A 2,972-nucleotide genomic window follows, 5' to 3' on the forward strand; every position below is an offset into this window, starting at 1 on the left:
GGCGCGATCCGGCCCCGGCCGCAGCGTGGCCCCCGCGCGACGCAGGATGACGGCCGGACTCGCGCCGCGCCTCCAGTCCGATGCATGCTGGGACGCATGGCGCACGACGAGGAGGACCCGGTCGGCACGCTCCGAGGGGTCCGCACGAGCATCAAGTGGACGCGGTACGCGCCCGACGTGCTGCCCCTGTTCGTCGCCGAGATGGACCACGAGGTCGCACCGGCGATCCGGCAGGCGCTCATCGAGCGGGTGCAGCAGTCCGACCTCGGCTACCTCGACGGTCCCGGCCCGCTCGCGCCGGCGTTCGCCGCGTTCGCGAAGGACCGGTGGGACTGGGACGTCGACCCGGCCCGGGTCTACCTCGCCACGGACGTCAGCGTCGGGATCGTCGAGTCGCTGCGGCTCGCCCTTCCCGACGGTGGCCGCGTGGCGATCACCCCGCCGGTGTACCCGCCGTTCTTCGAGCTCATCGAAGAGGCCCGATGTCAGGTCGCCGAGGTCCCCCTGCTCGAACAGTGGGGCGTGTACCGGCTCGACCTCGAGGCGCTCGAGCGCTCCTTCGCCGACGGCGTCCGCGTCTTCCTGCTCTGCAACCCGCACAACCCCGTCGGCCTCGTGCACGACCACGACGACCTCGTGGCGCTCGCCGAACTGGCCGCACGGTACGACGTCCTCGTCATCAGCGACGAGATCCACGCACCGCTGACGCACCCCGGCGTCCGGTTCACCCCGTTCGCCGCGGTCGCCGAACCCGCCGGTGCGCGGAGCATCTGCGTCACGAGTGCGAGCAAGGGCTGGAACCTCGCCGGCGTGAAGTGCTCGATCATCGTCGCCGGGGACGCACGGACGGCAGCGCTCCTCGACACGCTGTGGGAGGAGGTCGCCTGCCGCACGAGCATCCTCGGTCTGCACGCGAACCTCGCGGCGTTCAGCCTGGCGACGGACTGGCTCGACGACGTGGTCGCCCGGATCGTCGCGAACGAGCGACTGCTCGGCTCCCTGCTCGCCGAACACCTGCCCGGCGTCGTGTACACCCGACCGCGAGCGGGCTACCTGGCGTGGCTCGACTTCCGCGGCATCGGGCTGGGCGACGACCCGGCGGTGCCACTGCGGGAGCACGCCTACGTCGCGCTCAACTCCGGACTCGGCTTCGGGTCGCAGGGGCGCGGCTTCGCGCGGCTGAACCTCGCGTGCTCGCCGGACACGCTGCGCGAGGCGGTGCTGCGGATCGCCGCGGCCTACCCGTCGAGTGCGCAGGAGGGGTTGGTCTGGCACGTCGCGTGAGCGGCGGGCGGGTGTGAGCCGTCAGCTGTCGGCTGTCGGCTGTCGGCTGTCGGCGTCGCCCTGGAGGCGCGGGTCGGCTGCTCGGTCCGGCGCGCCTCGATGAGGCGGCGAGCCGAGGGCACCACGAACGGTCCGTGCAGGTCGCGCAGACGGTCGCAGCGCGCGGCGTCGGCCCGTGCCCAGACATTCCTCCACAGCGCCCCGCTGGCCACACCTGTCCACCGGTGGTGTCGCTGCTCCGGCGCAGCGGTCTGTGGCCCGTCACGGGCGGTGCATGCGACCACACGGATCTCACTTGTCCAACGGAACTAGACAGAGTTGCCTACCGACAGTTGGGCAACTACCGTGAGGCGCACGGAGTTGCTCCGCCGGCTTGCTCGGAAAGCCGACGAGCAGGGTGTCGGGTTCGTGTTCCAGCGCCACGGCGGGCGTCACGACCTGTTCCGGTTCGGTCCGAACACGATCGCCGTCCCGAGACACCGAGAGGTGGAGGAGCTGACGGCGCGCAGCATCCTCCGCGAATGCGAACGACAAGGAGATGGCCGACGATGAGCCGACACACGGTACGAGCCGAACGAGGCACGAAGTACTGGGTGATCTCGATCGACGGGGTCGTCCGGACGCAGGCAAAGCGCGAACGCGAGATCGAGCTCATGGCTCGCGATTGGCTCTCGCTGATGAACGACGACCGTGATCCGGAGTCGTTCGAGCTCGTTGTCGAGGTGGCGATGCCCGAAGCGGCGCAGGCACACCTGGACCGTGCCCGGGCGCTTCGGGAGGAATCCGAGCGTGCGCGCGTCGAGGCGGCGAGGGAGACCGCAGCTGCGGCGTTTGTCCTCCACGAGTCCGGGCTCACCGTGCGGGAGATCGGCCCGCTGCTCCACGTGTCGCACCAACGGGCGCAGCAGCTCGTCGCAGCTGCTCGCTGACGGGGGACGTCAGGCCACGTACTGGTTGCGGCCGACCACGCGGATCGTGATGTCGACCTCGCGCGCGGGCACCTCTTCGGTGAGCGCGATCCACTCGCGGGCGACGAACCCGACGGACGGCCACCGGGTGACCTCGGTCACCAGGAACCCGTCGATGAACACCTGCCACGCGCCGCGCTCGCGGACGGCCTGCACCTCGTGTGTCGCCATGCCGCGAGCGTACCGGCTGCCCGGACGCGGCGGACGCGCCGGACGCGCCGGCCGGCCCGGACGCGGCGCTCGGCCCGGACGCGACGGTCGCGCCGGCCGGCTCGGTCGCGCCGGTCGGCGGGTCAGAGGTCGAGCGCCATGTGGACGTCGGCGCGCGCGTAGGGGCTCGGCGCGACCTCGTCGTGGCCGAGGTGCCGGAACCCGAACGCCTCGTACAGGTGCACCGCGCTGGCCAGCTGCGCGTTGCTCTCCAGCACCACCCGGTGCGCACCGATCGCCCGGGCACGTTCGAGCGCCGCGGCGATGAGCTTCCGGCCGGTGCCGTGCCCCTGGTGCTCGGGCGAGACGGCCATCTTGACCAGCTCGAACACCCCGGGCCCGACGGGCGCGATGCCGACGCAGCCGATGACCGGCCCGTCCGATCCGAGCCGTGCGACGAAGGCCGCGCCACCGGGCTCGACGATCTGCCCGAGCGGGTCGCCCAGGAGCTTCCGGTCCTCGTCCTCGAGCGTGAAGAACCGGCTGATCCACGCCTCGTTGAGGACACGG

The 2,972-nt window shown here is 71.8% G+C and carries 4 protein-coding genes; 2 read left to right on the plus strand and 2 right to left on the minus strand.

From position 1 onward, the window contains the following. Positions 1–96 precede the first annotated feature (96 nt). Together I5E_RS05230 and I5E_RS05235 are read left to right on the plus strand one after the other, a co-directional pair. Complete coding sequence (locus I5E_RS05230) at positions 97–1,284, plus strand: MalY/PatB family protein (RefSeq protein ID WP_022906060.1); 1,188 nt, start codon at positions 97–99, stop codon at positions 1,282–1,284. 593 nt (positions 1,285–1,877) lie between these two features. After that, entirely contained in the window at positions 1,878–2,213 is a 336-nt protein-coding gene (locus I5E_RS05235) for a hypothetical protein (RefSeq protein ID WP_049973444.1), read from the plus strand. Between the two features lie 9 nt (positions 2,214–2,222). Here I5E_RS05235 and I5E_RS05240 read toward each other — a convergent pair whose 3' ends face one another. Beyond that, a complete protein-coding gene (locus tag I5E_RS05240; RefSeq protein ID WP_022906062.1) occupies positions 2,223–2,423 on the minus strand; it encodes a hypothetical protein in 201 nt (66 codons plus the stop codon). Positions 2,424–2,545: 122 nt separating this feature from the next. After that, positions 2,546–2,972 (minus strand): GNAT family N-acetyltransferase (locus tag I5E_RS05245; protein ID WP_022906063.1); only part of this gene is annotated, 427 nt, incomplete at its 5' end.

This window comes from Curtobacterium sp. B18 (assembly GCF_000333375.1).
Lineage (GTDB): Bacteria > Actinomycetota > Actinomycetes > Actinomycetales > Microbacteriaceae > Curtobacterium.

Coding starts and splice junctions, on each gene's coding strand:
- I5E_RS05230 (WP_022906060.1), top strand. CDS start 97: ATGGCGCACGACGAGGAGGACCCGGTCGGCACGCTCCGAGGGGTCCGC.
- I5E_RS05240 (WP_022906062.1), bottom strand. CDS start 2,423: ATGGCGACACACGAGGTGCAGGCCGTCCGCGAGCGCGGCGCGTGGCAG.